This window comes from Enterobacter sp. ECC-019 (assembly GCF_043974075.1).
GTDB classification, from domain to species: domain Bacteria; phylum Pseudomonadota; class Gammaproteobacteria; order Enterobacterales; family Enterobacteriaceae; genus Enterobacter; species Enterobacter asburiae_D.
The window spans coordinates 3,063,038-3,075,779 of record NZ_CP143759.1 but is presented as its reverse complement, the minus strand read 5'-3'; the positions used below and the strand labels follow the sequence as shown (position 1 = coordinate 3,075,779).

The 12,742-nt window shown below is 53.9% G+C and carries 13 protein-coding genes and 1 pseudogene; 4 read left to right on the top strand and 10 right to left on the bottom strand.

Annotated features, from left to right (window positions below; genetic code table 11):
- Positions 1–26: 26 nt before the first annotated feature.
- Positions 27–1,331, top strand: a complete 1,305-nt coding sequence (yjjJ, locus tag V1566_RS14670; protein WP_395303778.1) for a type II toxin-antitoxin system HipA family toxin YjjJ — start codon at positions 27–29, stop codon at positions 1,329–1,331.
- A gap of 256 nt (positions 1,332–1,587) precedes the next feature.
- On the opposite strand, the gene V1566_RS14665 is transcribed toward yjjJ, so the two are convergent.
- The gene (locus V1566_RS14665) at positions 1,588–2,913 is read right to left on the bottom strand and encodes a hypothetical protein (protein WP_395303777.1); all 1,326 of its coding nucleotides are present in this window, start codon (positions 2,911–2,913) and stop codon (positions 1,588–1,590) included.
- 532 nt (positions 2,914–3,445) lie between these two features.
- Complete coding sequence (locus tag V1566_RS14660; RefSeq protein ID WP_395305996.1) at positions 3,446–4,207, bottom strand: DeoR/GlpR family DNA-binding transcription regulator; 762 nt, start codon at positions 4,205–4,207, stop codon at positions 3,446–3,448.
- 86 nt (positions 4,208–4,293) lie between these two features.
- On the opposite strand from V1566_RS14660, the gene V1566_RS14655 reads away from it, so the two are divergent.
- Together V1566_RS14655 and tam are read left to right on the top strand one after the other, a co-directional pair.
- On the top strand, positions 4,294–4,878 hold the full coding sequence (locus V1566_RS14655; RefSeq protein WP_395303776.1) for an NUDIX domain-containing protein: 585 nt from the start codon (positions 4,294–4,296) through the stop codon (positions 4,876–4,878).
- A gap of 83 nt (positions 4,879–4,961) precedes the next feature.
- On the top strand, positions 4,962–5,720 hold the full coding sequence (tam, locus tag V1566_RS14650) for a trans-aconitate 2-methyltransferase (protein ID WP_395303775.1): 759 nt from the start codon (positions 4,962–4,964) through the stop codon (positions 5,718–5,720).
- A gap of 6 nt (positions 5,721–5,726) precedes the next feature.
- On the opposite strand, the gene V1566_RS14645 is transcribed toward tam, so the two are convergent.
- The 7 genes and pseudogenes from V1566_RS14645 to V1566_RS14615 all read right to left on the bottom strand — a co-directional run.
- A complete protein-coding gene (locus V1566_RS14645) occupies positions 5,727–6,917 on the bottom strand; it encodes a cytochrome c biogenesis protein/redoxin (protein ID WP_395303774.1) in 1,191 nt (396 codons plus the stop codon).
- Between the two features lie 142 nt (positions 6,918–7,059).
- Positions 7,060–8,358 (bottom strand): ATP-binding protein, encoded by a 1,299-nt coding sequence (locus V1566_RS14640; RefSeq protein WP_395303773.1) that lies wholly within the window; start codon positions 8,356–8,358, stop codon positions 7,060–7,062.
- Positions 8,355–9,095, bottom strand: coding sequence for a response regulator (locus tag V1566_RS14635; protein WP_395303772.1), 741 nt, complete (start codon positions 9,093–9,095; stop codon positions 8,355–8,357). The genes V1566_RS14640 and V1566_RS14635 overlap by 4 nt, the downstream gene beginning before the upstream one ends.
- A gap of 44 nt (positions 9,096–9,139) precedes the next feature.
- Positions 9,140–10,135, bottom strand: a complete 996-nt coding sequence (locus V1566_RS14630; protein ID WP_395303771.1) for an alpha/beta fold hydrolase — start codon at positions 10,133–10,135, stop codon at positions 9,140–9,142.
- A 145-nt stretch (positions 10,136–10,280) separates the two neighbouring features.
- Positions 10,281–10,721 carry a GNAT family N-acetyltransferase gene (locus tag V1566_RS14625; protein WP_395303770.1) on the bottom strand — a complete coding sequence of 147 codons (441 nt, stop codon included), beginning with the start codon at positions 10,719–10,721 and terminating at the stop codon, positions 10,281–10,283.
- Positions 10,722–10,733: 12 nt separating this feature from the next.
- Positions 10,734–10,862, bottom strand: coding sequence for a hypothetical protein (locus V1566_RS14620; RefSeq protein WP_395305995.1), 129 nt, complete (start codon positions 10,860–10,862; stop codon positions 10,734–10,736).
- 49 nt (positions 10,863–10,911) lie between these two features.
- Positions 10,912–11,112: pseudogene (locus V1566_RS14615) on the bottom strand (hypothetical protein); the annotation flags it as partial.
- A 134-nt stretch (positions 11,113–11,246) separates the two neighbouring features.
- Between V1566_RS14615 and V1566_RS14610 the strand changes: the two are divergent.
- Positions 11,247–11,795 (top strand): GNAT family N-acetyltransferase, encoded by a 549-nt coding sequence (locus V1566_RS14610; protein ID WP_395303769.1) that lies wholly within the window; start codon positions 11,247–11,249, stop codon positions 11,793–11,795.
- On the opposite strand, the gene V1566_RS14605 is transcribed toward V1566_RS14610, so the two are convergent.
- The gene (locus V1566_RS14605; protein ID WP_395303768.1) at positions 11,783–12,697 is read right to left on the bottom strand and encodes a bestrophin family protein; all 915 of its coding nucleotides are present in this window, start codon (positions 12,695–12,697) and stop codon (positions 11,783–11,785) included. The genes V1566_RS14610 and V1566_RS14605 overlap by 13 nt on opposite strands.
- Between the last annotated feature and the right edge of the window lie 45 nt (positions 12,698–12,742).

The window sequence follows — 12,742 nt, the reverse complement described above, 5'->3', positions numbered from 1 at the left end:
ACCTATTCATAAAGCGATTCAACACCATGATAAATCGATCCGAAACGCTACGACAATTACTGAGGCAAGGTCCTGTGTCTGTAAGGCAACTTACTGATATAATGGGAATTAGCCAACCTACCGTTTCGCGATCGATTAAAGCGCTTGGCGATGAAGTTGTTCGTATTGGGTCCGGTCCATCTATTCACTATGTTCTGCGCGATGCACATCGTGGATTCAGTTCGGCCCCCATCTACCGTATTACGGAAGAGGGTCAGATTAAATCGCTGGGTAAACTCGTTCCGGTTCATCCAGACGGATTTGTTATGGAGCAAACGGACAATATATGCCTCCATAGCGATGGGTTGCCGTGGTGGTTGTTTGACATGCGGCCTCAGGGTTACCTTGGCCGGGCGTATGCCTCCCGATTTTCATCCGAACTTGGCCTGCCTGCAAATCCAGAGAACTGGAGTGACACTGACGTTATCAGGGCCCTGCTGGCTCATGGACACGATGCGGTGGGGAACCTTTTAATTGGTGAACAGGCACGAAATCATTTTGTCGATATGCCGTCGCCTGTTGCAGTGGACCGGGCAACCGCATACCCGTCACTGGCGCTGGCCGTTAGCGCCGGTGATGTGCCAGGTTCCTCAGCAGGCGGTGAGCAGCCGAAATTCTGTACTTACACAGAACGTGGCCACGTCATTGTGAAATTCACGGCGCCGGACGATAACCCTGTAAGTGAACGCTGGCGAGACCTGTTACTGGCGGAACATCTGGCGCTAATGGTACTTGGCGTTGAGACAGAGGTGTTTGATTTTGGCGGACAGCGCTTCCTTGAAATCCCGCGGTTCGACCGTACAGGACCGCTTGGCCGTAAAGGGCTTTTTTCTTTACGTGCGCTCGAGGCTGAGTTTGTCGGTCGGGCAAGAGAAACCTGGCCGGTACTGGTAAACGAGCTGGCAAAGCAGGGCTGTGTTCATCAGGATGCGGTCACCAGCACGTCAAGGCTTTGGGCGTTTGGCATGCTGATCGGCAATACCGACATGCACCACGGTAATCTGTCGTTTATCAGTTCCCATGGCCGGCCTTATGATCTTGCGCCAGCCTATGACATGCTGCCCATGGGATTTGCCCCGAAGCCAGGAGGCGCGCTGGTTAATACACTTCGTCCGGCCACGCTTATTGATGGGATTGCGGGAGAGACGTGGCATGAAGCACTGGCGTTGGCTGAGCGCTTTTATGCACTGGCCAGCGGCTGCAGCCGTTTTTCTGCCAATTTTGCGCCATGTCTTGCAGCATTGCGCAGCCATCTGGATGAGGCGAGATTAAAGGTGTCACGTCTTGGATGATGAGTACGGGATTTTTACGGGATGCATACTTAGTGTGACAAGTGTGCATCCCGTGCTTGTCTGATCGGCCAAGGAAGAGGGAGCTTTTAATGGATAAAGGCGAGATGTCATTGGAGGTATTGAAGTTGGGGTTACGACTATATCTTATTTAACATAATATACATTATGCGCACTAACGTCAGGTAACGAGGATTGTAGCCAGATTGGTGCAGTAGTTAGTTCGCATAACAGTTGGATTGTCTTATGTGTTTATCGATCAGATTTCTTGCAGGTCTATTATGTCGAAGTCCGTATCATTGCCCGTAACTCGCCAGATTTTGTCCCCGGTGTTAGCAAACCAGCCTTCTTGGACCTGAGCCCTGACTTGCTCGCGAGTCAATTTTTGATAATTTAAGCTGTCACTGCTCCATGTCATTGTTTCATACTCGCCATCTTTGGCCCAGCTTTCTTCATCGGTAATGATCATCTTCTTTTTTTTCCGCTCAGATCTGGCAGTAGCCTCAGCCTGGTTAATGGCTTGAAAAACTTCAGACCTTGTTAACGTTATAACTTCAGCCCTTACGTGGTATATCGGTATGTCTACAGTTCCTCCACACCGGCAGACTAAAGTTGGGTTCGTATATTTCAAGGGAGCGACCAACACTTCGGCTTGCCCGATGTCAACAGGTTTGGGTTTGCCCTCGGGTTTGGTGTTGTTCGGATACGACATCGCAATCATCGGATGGTCCGGCGGTACTACAACTTCCAAAAAAACACCGACTGTCCCTTCGCCGGGTTGTGCAAATCCGAGAGAAGTCTCGGGTTGCCAAGAAAAACTAGATGGTAATTGATCGCTGTACGTCCCGATGTTCGCTAACATAGCCTCTGCCGATTCGGGCCTTTCTATCACGAAGCCGCGAAAAAGGGATGTGTTTTTGACTCTAGGCGCTCTGACACTAATCACATCCGAGAGATTATAAAAGCTTTCCGTAAGACCCTTTGTTACCGTATATTCTTCATCTTCCATATCAGTTTTGATACCTCCAGTGTCGGCCCTCTTACCTGATAATGAGTGAGTACCTCCGCCGGTGATCGAACGGATCCAACTATTCTCAGTCTCTTCGCCGAATTTACCGAGACCTTCATGAATAATGCCCAGATGTTCCTCGGCAATTTTCATGTCAATTGCCAGGGAAATCATAGTTCTGGAGTCAGGTGCAATATCGTCTCGTTGCAGCAGCATTTCGAGGTATTCTCGGGATACATTGTCAGTTTCGATGCCATATCCGGAATCAATTATACCTTTACGTAAGAAAGAGACCCCAATCCACATGCCCTGGATAGGAACATTCGCGTTATTTCTTTCTTTCTGGGTCGGCTGATGTTGTTTGGTCGAGCGATTGTCTACCATGGGCCGTAATTGGGCTGCTTGCTTTGCGCTAGGACTATTGCTCACCATCTCTTGCATTTTTCTTTGTGCAATAACCTCAGGGCGATTATCCACAAATTGAAATATAGACTCACCACCTCTCTGCTTCTGAAACACAGCATTTGTCGCCGATTGGCTTTTATTTTCTTGTTTTTTACCAGCGTGAGTATTCAATCTCTAAGCTCCTTAACTTACTGATGATGCTGAAGAGTAGGAAGGAAAATGACAGTTTATTAGGAGGTCGACGCCGAAATCACAGATTTTTCCGTAACCACAGTTTCAGCGCGGCAACCAACGCATCCAGGTCAATAATCTCATTGCTGCTCTGGAAAGTGTAATGCCCGTTCAACAAAATGTGCAGCTAGGCCACCGGAGATATCCGTGGCAAAGACTCAATGCCTTTGGCATTCCCATCCGACTTCCAGTCGTCCCAGCAAACGTGACAAGCATGAATGGTACCCAGCTTCAGCGAACCGGCGGTTCGCATCATCTCATCCCACTGGTTCTCTGCCTTCGACAGATCTGCACATCCTCGCGCTAGCGGTTACACTCTTAACGTACGTTTTCGTTCCATTGGCCCTCAAACCCCTGGACATCCTTGGCCTGATGATAATGGCATCTGAGTGTGTCTTCTCTTGAGAGCATTCCTGAGGCTTAAAGCAGACTGCCTGCCAGCCTGTGAGCACAGGCTGGCTATCAGAGAGTGTCACTCTGAGGTCAACACAACGGAGACCCCCTTTTCCGATACCGCACGGATCCACTCCATATCGGTATTGTCTTCAACGACAATGGTATTCACAGATGACACATCGCCAATCACAAACGAAGACGCTGTGTTGATCTTTTCCGGAGAAGCCAGGACAACCGTCTCCGCGGCTCTGCCTGAAAATGCACGTTTGATGCACGACTCTTCGAAATCACCGGTGGTCAGCCCTGCATCAGGATGAATACCGGTCACGCCCATAAAAAACAGATCTGCATGAATATTCGCGATGCCTTCGATGACCGCAGCGCCGACCGCAACGATAGAGTGCTTATACAAGCGACCGCCGATCAGAATCACCTCAATGGACGGATGATCGACAAGCCCCAGGGCAATGCTCGGGCTGTGCGTAACCACCGTGATGCGTAAGTCTGCCGGTAAAAACGTAATCAGCTCCGAGGTCGTCGTCCCACCGTCGACGATCACCACCTGGCCTGATGAAATCAGCTGCGCGCCTTTGCGGGCGACCCGTTTTTTCGCATCCATTTTCACGGATTTTCGTTCAGCAAAGGGAGCAATTGCGGAAGATGCCGGAAGCGCGCCGCCATGAACTCGCTGCAAACGCCCTTCTGCCGCCAGCTCGCGTAAATCTCGCCTGATGGTGTCTTCAGAGACGTTAAAGAACATGCTGAGTGCTTTTGACTGGACCTGACCTTCGGCGCTGAGTTTTTCAAGGATCAATTGTTTTCGCTGACTGGTGAGCATCATGAATTCCCGATGTTGCATGTTTTATCTTGAAACTACACGATAATGCTGTTTATGATAATTACTCTACGTAAGGAGGAGCAAACGTGCAATCAAAACGTGCAGATGTGCGCATCATTAACAGTGAAACGCTGTCAGATAACTGGTACGTCCTTAAAAAATACAGCTTCGACCTGCAGCGACGTGATGGCGAGTGGCAACGTCAGCATCGGGAAGTCTACGACCGTGGGAACGGCGCGACGATTCTGCTCTACAACCGTGATAAAAAGACGGTGATCCTGACTCGCCAGTTCCGCTTCCCCGTCTTTATCAACGGCCATGAGGGTGATTTAATCGAAGCCGCTGCGGGGTTGCTGGACAATATGGATCCCGAAAGACGCATAAAAGCAGAAGCGGAAGAAGAGACGGGATTCCACGTTTCACGCGTGCAGAAAATCTTTGAAGCCTATATGAGCCCGGGTTCCGTTACGGAAAAGCTCTATTTTTATCTTGCCGAGTACCATCCGAAAGACAGAACCGGCGCAGGCGGCGGGATCAAGGCGGAAGGAGAAGATATCGACGTGCTGGAAATGACGCTTGAAGAGGCATTACGCGGCATTGAAACGGGTAAGATTGTCGACGGGAAGACTATCATGCTGCTTTATCATGTTGCGCTGAAAGGCATTCTCTAGCCTGCCGTTCTTCGGACACCTGCCGCCGTGCAGGTGTCTGCCTGTGCTATTCTTGCAGAAGCCTGCAAAACGGAGAACCGAAAATGGCCGACTGGAACCCTTCTCTTTACCTGCAATACGGCGCGGAAAGAACGCGTCCTGCCGCTGAACTGCTCGCCAGAATTCCGCTGGATGAGGTCTCCACCCTCGCGGATTTAGGCTGCGGGCCAGGAAACAGCACGGCGTTGTTGAAGCATCGCTGGCCATCGGCACACATCACCGGGGTCGATAACTCCCCAGCAATGCTTGAGGAAGCACGCGGCGCGTTACCCGACTGCCATTTTGTTGAGGCCGATATCCGCCAGTACAAGCCTGGCCAGCCGCTGAACCTGATTTACGCTAACGCATCGCTACAGTGGATCCCAGACCATTACGATCTCCTGCCGCACCTTGTTTCCCTGCTCACGCTTAACGGCGTATTAGCGATCCAGATGCCTGACAACTGGCTTGAGCCCACTCACGTAGCGATGCGCGAAGTGGCGCTGGAGCAAGACTACCCTGACCGCGGTCGCGAGCCTCTGCCGGGAGTGCATGCCTATTACGACATCTTGTCGGAGGCCGGCTGTGACGTGGATATCTGGCGGACAACCTATTTCCATAAAATGAGCTCCCACCAGGCCATTATTGACTGGGTAAGCGCCACCGGTTTGCGCCCGTGGCTCCAGGAACTGAATGAGAGCGAGCAGAAACGGTTCCTGAAACGCTACCATGAACTGCTGGAAGAGCAGTATCCACTCCAGGAAAACGGGCAGATACTGCTGGCTTTCCCGCGGCTGTTTATTGTGGCTCAGCGTCAGCCCTGATCGGGGCTATGAACGGGCCTCTTTGAGCAGCTGCTTGATGACCTTTTCCTGCTGCTCATAATCGCCTTCGCCAAAGGCGGTATAACGCAGCTGGCCTTTGGCGTCGAAATAGTAATGCGCTGGCCAGTACTGGTTCCCGAAAGCGTTCCAGATTTGGTAGTTATTATCCGTCACCACCCGGTACGGCAGCTGCCACTTATTTACCGCGTTTTTCACCGAGGCGAGCGGTTTTTCCCAGGGGTATTCCGGCGTGTGAACCCCTATCACGACCAGCCCCTGCGACTGATATTTTGTGGCCCATTCTCGCACGTGCGGGAGCGTATGCTGGCAGTTAATGCAATCCCACGTCCAGAAATCAATCAACACCACCTTACCTCTCAAAGATTCAGACGTGACAGGGTCACCGTTAATCCACCCTGTTCCACCGCTTAACGAAGGCAGCTGACTGCTGGGCTCTGTCATCACGACCGGCTGGAGCTTCACCGGCGCGGCTGTGGGTTTCGCCAGCGTCAGGAGAGTTGTCTCCAGACGATCCGCAACGCCGTTTGCTCCTTTAAGAAGCGAGGTCATTCCTGTCGCGTTAAATACGACAGCCGCCAGCATCATCACGCCCGCCCCCTGCCGCAGCTTTTCCATCAGCGCCGATTTTGCTCTTAACGGCGCTATCAGCGTGCGGCCTCCTAAAACGAGCAGGCTCAACATCAGCGCGCATCCGCTGCCATAGGCCGCCAGCAGCGCGCCCGTCGCAATGGCCGAGTGGCCGGCGATGTTAATACTGAAAATGGCGCCCAGTATGGGCCCGGCGCAGGGAGACCAGAGCAGCCCGACCGCCAGCCCAGCCAGAAAAGCCGATGCCATACCGCGCGTTTTCCCGCTTCGGGCGTTGAGGACGTTTCCCGCGCTGACGGCCGGACCCGCAATACGCTGGGCGAATGACGGAAAAATTAAGGCCAGCGCGGCCGCGGCCAGAATGACGAGGGCGATCCAGCGCCCGACGATGGTTGCCTCTGCGATCCACTCGCTGGCGACGGTGACGACCATCGCCACCAGGGTGAACATCACGATCATCCCCGCGAGCAGGGCCAGAATATGGCGTCGCTGCCCCTGAAAACCGGCGAACAGGAGCGGAATAACCGGGAGCGTACATGGACTGAGCAGGCTTATCATCCCGCCCAGAAAAGCGATTAACAGAAACATAGACACCTCACAATACAAGTCCTGCGACGCTGCAGTGAGGCTATTTCATCGTGCGGATGTGTTCAGGATATGTGTAAAAACGCGGGTTTTGTCTGGCTCTGTATCGCCCTGGCCGGGAGATACAAAGCTGTACAATTATTACCTAACGGCGCGGTAGCGTAATGGAGACGTTCAGCCCGCCTTCGGTCCGGTTCGTCAGGTTGAGCTTTCCTTCCAGCTGAGCGGTAAGCTGTGCGGCAATCGCCAGCCCGAGCCCTGTTCCGCCGGTATCGCGGTTGCGCGATGTTTCAACCCGATAAAACGGCTGTAACACCGCCTCAAGCTCGGCTTCGGGGATCCCCGGTCCGTCGTCCACAATGTGTATGACTACCTCGCTGTCAGACGAATCGTCTATGGCAATCGCGGCACGCTCGCCGAACTTGAGGGCGTTATCCAGCAGGTTGGTCATCACCCGACGAAGCGCCTGCGGGCGCGTGACGATCGGTAAACGGACTTCACCTGCCTGAAACTGCACGTTTTTACCGATGTCCTGATAATCACAGGCGATGCTGTTGATCCAGGCGTTCAGCTCCAGCTTCAGCAAGGTCTCATCCAGAGATTCTGATGACCGGGCATACGCAATGCCCTCCCGTACCAGACGCGACATGTTATCAAGGTCGTTTAAGAGCTTGTCCCGTAGTTCAGGCTGATCCGCCATTTCAATACGAAGCTTCATGCGGGTAATGGGCGTCTGGAGATCGTGCGAAATGGACGCCAGTATCTGCGCGCGCTCCCTGAGATAAGCCTGAATGCGCGCCTGCATTGCGTTGAAGGCATGGGCTGCGCGCTGCACCTCCAGCGGCCCTTTCTCCGTCATTGGCATGCTGGCGGCAGGATCCAGCGAGTCCACCGCGCGGGTAAATTGTGAAAAAGGCCGTATCACCTGCCGCACGGCAATCCAGGAGCAGGCCGCCAGGAGCAGCAGCTGCAGGATGAGCACTACGGGCAGCCAGCTGGCGACCGGCGGCATGCGCGGGATGAGGTCAATGGTCAGCGGCGAGCCATCGCGTAACGTAAGATGCGCCTGGATGTGTGAAATGGCGCCGGGAACGGCGGTGAAGCTGAGCGGATACTCTGCCGCGAGCGTCGCTTTTAAGGTACGGATGGCATCCTGCGAACGCTTATCCGTCGGCGCTGCGCCGGGCTCGCCTGTACCCAGAATATAGCGATAGTTACCCCGTTCAAGCCTCGGAAGCCAGGCCGCGCGCTCGCTGGCCGGTAGCCGGTCTAAAATGGCGACGCTGGTTGCGACGTCATTTTCCAGATTACCGAGCATCACCGTGCGGGCGCTGTGCATTCGTTCAATCATGACCAGCGTCAGGCTCAGGGCGTTAGCCAGCAGCAGACCGGGCAGCACGACAATCAGCAAACGGGCCAGCAGCGAGCGTGGCCAGAACCTCATTCGTTAACCTCTTTGATGGTCACCGGCATCGTAAAGACGTAGCCTTCGCTGCGCACGGTTTTGATATAGGCGGGCGTACGGGCATCTTCGTTCAGGCGCTGACGAACCCGGCTAACCAGCAGGTCGATAGAACGTTCAAACAGCTCGGCGTCGCGTCCCTGCGTCAGGTTGAGCAGCTGATCGCGGGTCAGCACGCGCTGAGGATGGTCAAGGAAAACGCGCAGCAGGCGATACTCCGCCCCGCTGAGCGCCACGATCACCCCTTCCGGATCGATTAAGTGGCGGGCGACGGTATCGAGTTGCCATTCACCGAAAATCACCAGCCGCCCTGCTTCAGTCACCTGTAGATTGGGCGGCATCGTGCGAAAACGCCGTAAAATCGCTTTGATTCGTGCCAGCAGTTCGCGGGCGACAAACGGCTTCACCACGTAGTCATCCGCGCCCATCTCCAGACCCAGGATCCTGTCCGTCTCCTCGTTGCGGGCCGTCAGCATCAGGATGGGCAGATCTTTATGTTTGCCGCTGCGCAGCTGCCGACATAGCGTAAGCCCGTCGTCACCAGGCATCATGACATCCAGCACCACCAGGTCGATATGCTGTTTATCCAGCACGACGCGCATCTCTTTGCCGTTGGCCGCGCCCGTGGCGCGATAACCCGACTTAACAAGATAATCGACAATCAGTTCACGAATATCCCTGTCGTCATCGACGACAAGGATATGATCAATATGCTCCACCGAAATCTCCAGACCGAAGGGTAACGTACTGAAAATAGCACATTTCAGAGCTTGTCAGCGTCAACAACGGCCTTGACGAAATCCTGCGGATCTTCCTGAGGAGGATTGTGCCCCACGGTTGCCCCGAAGGTGCGATGCTCATATTTACCGGTAAATTTACCCGCATAGGCCTGCGGAGCCGGATGCGGTGCACCGTTGTTCCCGCCTTCGATGGTGATCGTTGGCACGGTGATGTTCGGCAGCGCGGCCAGTTTTTGCTCGTAGCTGTCGTATTTGCGCTCGCCTTTTTCCAGCCCTAAACGCCAGCGATAGTTGCTGAGCGTCACGGCGACGTGATCCGGGTTATCGAGGGATTTGGCGCTGGCGTTAAAAACTGCATCGCTAAATTTCCAGTCAGGCGAGGCCTGAGACCAGATCAAACGGGCGAAGTCATGCGTGTTTTTGGCATAGCCCTCAGCACCGCGCGCGGTGGCGAAATAGAACTGATACCACCACTGCTGCTCCGCTTTTGGCGGCAGCGGCTGTTTGCCAATCTGCTGGCTGCTGATGAGATACCCGCTCACAGACACCAGTGATTTAACGCGCTCTGGCCACAGCGCCGCGACGATATCCGCCGTACGGGCACCCCAGTCATAACCTGCAAATACTGCCTGCTTAATATTCAGGGCGTCCATCAGGTTCACAATATCTTTTGCCATGGCTGAAGGCTGGCCGTTGCGCGGCGTTTTTGCTGACAGGAAGCGCGTGGTGCCGTAGCCGCGCAGAGAAGGCACAATCACCCGATAGCCTTTTGCCGCAAGCGCGGGGGCGACGTCGGCATAACTGTGAATATCGTATGGCCAGCCGTGCAGTAAAATAACCGGCTGGCCATTTTTCGGTCCGATGTCGACATAGCCGACATTCAGATCGCCGGCGTTGATTTGCTGCGGATGATCAAAGGCTGCCGCGACATTTGCGCCGGTGACTTCGGCCTGACAGGACATCACGGTGCCAAGAGAAACGGTCAGTGCGAGGGTTGAGTACGCGAGTTTGCTAAACATGTTGGTATCTCCGGTTGAGTACAATTCACGGGGATATAACAACACTGCAATGTATAGCGGATATGTGCGAAAGCGGGTTTATTGCAAGCCTGTGTATGTATCCGGGACGCTGATACAGTGTGATACAAACACAGGCGTTGTCGCCTTAAAGGGAGAGGCGATAGCGCACGTAATCGTCAGCTTCGCCATATTTGTCATAGAGTTTACGCGCCGGGTTGTTCTCCCGGGTGACCCAATACAGTTTTGACCATCCTTCGCGTTTGCCTTCCTCAATCAGGGCATCAATGAGCGCCTTCCCGGCGCCCGCCCCGCGTTCGTTGGCATCAACAAACAGATCTTCCAGGTAGCAGATAGGGGCCGTTGACCAGGTGCCTTCATGCAGAATGCACATCGCGAAGCCGATGACCTTTTGGTCCTTCTCTACCACGCGGCAGAACATCGGTGAATGCGCTGAAAGTGCCCTTTCCCATGTCGATGCGGTGACGGATTCCTCGAGGTAGCAATCATAAAAATGGGTGTAACCATCCCAAAGCGGTCGCCACCGGGAATAATCGTCATCGCATAGAGGTCTTACTGTGACAGCCATGTGTTCCTCACATTACAAATCGATCGCCATTTCAAAACAGCGTAAATCAGCCCCCGCCATACGCGAGTGATGATAGGTTTCGCTCAGCGTCACAAACCCCAGCTTCTGATAAAACGACTGGGCGTTAGGCGTTGCATCCAGCCTCAGGCGGGTTATCCCCCAACTGCGGGCCTCATTTTTTAGCGCCTCGAAAAAGAGGTAACAGCACTGCTACCGGATAAGGATTTTGACGCGGAAGCTCGCTGAGTGGACGCGAAAAATACCGTTCCAGCTCGGGTGTGGAATGATTCAAGAGACGGGTATCACGATGAGTAATAGCCTCCTCTATCTCTTTGCCATGCTGCAGGATATCCTGGAAAACCCGTCCGGTTAAAAGAGACACAAAGCTCATCAATATTTCGCCATTAAAGAAAGGATGCCCATTTCTGGTAGGGAATAAACCCAGCGCGTCTGAACTGAATGTGATAGAGATAAAAATACCAGAACGCAAACAAAAGCATAACGCTTAAATATGGAGATTCGCGGATGACGATACCGACGCTCACGACAGAACGCCTGCTGCTAAAACCGCTGGTTGCCGAAGATGCTGCCCAGATTCAAAAGCTGTATCCGCGCTGGGAGATTGTCCGCTATATGGTCTCTTCCGTGCCCTGGCCCTACCCGGATAACGGCGCGGAAAACTATGTCAACAACGTGGCGCTGCCGGATATGGCGAAAGGGATTGCCTGGTTCTGGAGCATTCGTCGTCGCGAGGTGCCGGACGCGCTGATGGGCATTATCTGCCTGTACGATGTGGAAGATAACAACCGAGGATTCTGGTTGGCCCCGGAGTTTCAGGGCCAGGGATACATGCGCGAGGCCAGCATTGCCGCGACGGCTTACTGGTTCAATACGCTAAACAAATCCGTATTACGCGCCCCGAAAGCCGCCGCCAACAGCCGCTCCCGGCGTATTTCAGACAGTAGCGGCATGCGGCTTATCAGAACGGAACAAAAAGCCTATGTCAGCGGTATGCTGGATTCTGAGCTGTGGGAGATCACCCGCGACGAGTGGAACGCCCGTCAGGTCAGCTGATAATGCCTATCCGGCATCAGCCTTTCCGGAATGTTCTCTTCATCGTTCATCTGCAGCAGATCGCGTTCCATCATGTTGCAGATGGCGTCCAGCGGCAGATCGTTATTCTCAGTGCCGAACGGGTCTTCCAGCTCTTCCGCCAGGGTGTCCAGCGAGATAAAGGTGTAGGAGATCAGCGCCGAGACAAAGGGCGTCATGTAGTGCAGGTCCACGACCAGCGCGAAAGGCAGCATGATGCAGAACAGATACACTGTGCGGTGTAATATCAGCGTATAGGCAAACGGCACCGGCGTTGTCGCAATGCGTTCGCACCCGGAAAGGACGATGGACATATCGTTCAGGCGGTTGTTCAGGCTGTGGAACAGGATGTCCGAGAGTTGCCCGTTACGCCGCCGCACGGCCAGCCACTCCCCCATGATCAGTAAAATACGGTTTGCCGGCGAGTTGGCGCTCATCACATGACGTAAATCATCCGGAGCAAGATAGCGAGAGAGTTGCTCGGCGTTCAGATCCCGGCGCAGGGTCATGCGCAGGCAGTTGGCAAAAGCAATCTGCAGGCGGACAAATTCCCCCAGGTGCCGATCGTCGGGCAACGTGTTTTTTACCTCGCGAAACAGCGAGCGCGCCGCTATCATCAGCTGTCCCCAGAGCAGGCGAGCTTCAACGTAGCGTGAGTAACAGGCGTTGTTTCTGAAACCCAGAAAGATAGCGATCGCCACGCCGAGAATGCTAAATGGAGCCACGGTAAATTTGATGCCCAGCGAGGTATACCACGGCAGCATCAGGATAACGGCGATAGAAAGCAGGAAGTTGAGCAGCAATCGGGTATAGATTTTGGGAAGTACCGAACCGTGCCAGACGAAAATAAGTTGTAGCCAGTGCTGTTTAGGACGAACAATCATAGTGAGTTTCAGGAAAGAAAAGAGCGAGGCTATTAAACGTGATCC

Coding starts and splice junctions, on each gene's coding strand:
- yjjJ (WP_395303778.1), top strand. CDS start 27: ATGATAAATCGATCCGAAACGCTACGACAATTACTGAGGCAAGGTCCT.
- V1566_RS14660 (WP_395305996.1), bottom strand. CDS start 4,207: ATGCTCACCAGTCAGCGAAAACAATTGATCCTTGAAAAACTCAGCGCC.
- tam (WP_395303775.1), top strand. CDS start 4,962: ATGGCCGACTGGAACCCTTCTCTTTACCTGCAATACGGCGCGGAAAGA.
- V1566_RS14645 (WP_395303774.1), bottom strand. CDS start 6,917: ATGTTTCTGTTAATCGCTTTTCTGGGCGGGATGATAAGCCTGCTCAGT.
- V1566_RS14640 (WP_395303773.1), bottom strand. CDS start 8,358: ATGAGGTTCTGGCCACGCTCGCTGCTGGCCCGTTTGCTGATTGTCGTG.
- V1566_RS14630 (WP_395303771.1), bottom strand. CDS start 10,135: ATGTTTAGCAAACTCGCGTACTCAACCCTCGCACTGACCGTTTCTCTT.
- V1566_RS14625 (WP_395303770.1), bottom strand. CDS start 10,721: ATGGCTGTCACAGTAAGACCTCTATGCGATGACGATTATTCCCGGTGG.
- V1566_RS14610 (WP_395303769.1), top strand. CDS start 11,247: ATGACGATACCGACGCTCACGACAGAACGCCTGCTGCTAAAACCGCTG.
- V1566_RS14605 (WP_395303768.1), bottom strand. CDS start 12,697: ATGATTGTTCGTCCTAAACAGCACTGGCTACAACTTATTTTCGTCTGG.